The sequence below is a fragment of the Halomonas sp. MCCC 1A11062 genome, from assembly GCF_021404355.1.
Taxonomy (GTDB): Bacteria; Pseudomonadota; Gammaproteobacteria; order Pseudomonadales; family Halomonadaceae; genus Halomonas; species Halomonas aerodenitrificans.
This window is the reverse complement of the sequence record NZ_JABFTW010000073.1, coordinates 1-355: the sequence shown is the minus strand read 5'-3', so window position 1 is coordinate 355 and position 355 is coordinate 1. Positions and strand designations below refer to the sequence as shown.

The 355-nt window shown below is 54.1% G+C and carries 1 rRNA gene; it reads right to left on the bottom strand.

The annotated features are described in order from the left end of the window. Nucleotides 1-355: ribosomal RNA gene (locus tag HOP58_RS22850) — 23S ribosomal RNA — on the bottom strand; the annotation flags it as partial.

The following is a 355-nucleotide window of genomic DNA, read 5'->3' as shown; positions in this document are numbered from 1 at the left end:
TCTTCCGGCGGGGGAGTTTTTCACTCCCCTTGTCGTTACTCATGTCAGCATTCGCACTCGTGATACCTCCAGCAGACTTCTCAATCCACCTTCATCGGCTTACACGACGCTCCTCTACCGCGAGTCTGCATCCTTGATACCACTCTTTCTATTCCCCCTTCCCGACTCGACGTTCGGGACGGCTTGGACGTCGCTTCGCGACGCCAATCGAATAGCATCAAGTGATGCAGACTCACCCGTAGCTTCGGTACCTGGTTTAGCCCCGTTACATCTTCCGCGCAGGCCGACTCGACTAGTGAGCTATTACGCTTTCTTTAAAGGATGGCTGCTTCTAAGCCAACCTCCTAGCTGTCTG